A 406-nucleotide genomic window follows, 5' to 3' on the forward strand; every position below is an offset into this window, starting at 1 on the left:
GTAAATCTTCTTTACCCGCAGTACCGTTCGGTATGCTATTTACTTTCTCTTGGGCTGTTTGTTTCGCACTTTCTAATGTTTGTATTAACGCATCTACTTCGGCTTTTTCATCTGGTGTTACTAATCCGTCTGATGTTACTTCTGCCAACTTCGTATCTACTTCTGTTTTCGCTTGTTCTGCATTAGTCACTGCTTGCGTTGCTTCGGATAATTGATCCGTATCCAAGACTCCGTTACCATCTGCATCGTTCACTTCTGGTGATGCTACAGAGGCAATGTTACCTAGTCTTGTTTGTAGGTCATCTTTTCCTGTAGTACCGTTCGGTACACTATTTACCTTCTCCTGTGCTGTTTGTTTCGATGCTTCCAATGTTTGAATCAACGCATCTACTTCGGCTTTTTCATC

1 protein-coding gene is annotated in these 406 nt (G+C 41.9%); it reads right to left on the reverse strand.

The genetic code is table 11. The annotated features are described in order from the left end of the window. On the reverse strand, window positions 1–406 hold a 406-nt coding region (locus CD150_RS12735; RefSeq protein WP_206185649.1), incomplete at both ends, for a GA-like domain-containing protein.

This window comes from Staphylococcus ureilyticus (assembly GCF_002902235.1).
GTDB classification, from domain to species: domain Bacteria; phylum Bacillota; class Bacilli; order Staphylococcales; family Staphylococcaceae; genus Staphylococcus; species Staphylococcus ureilyticus.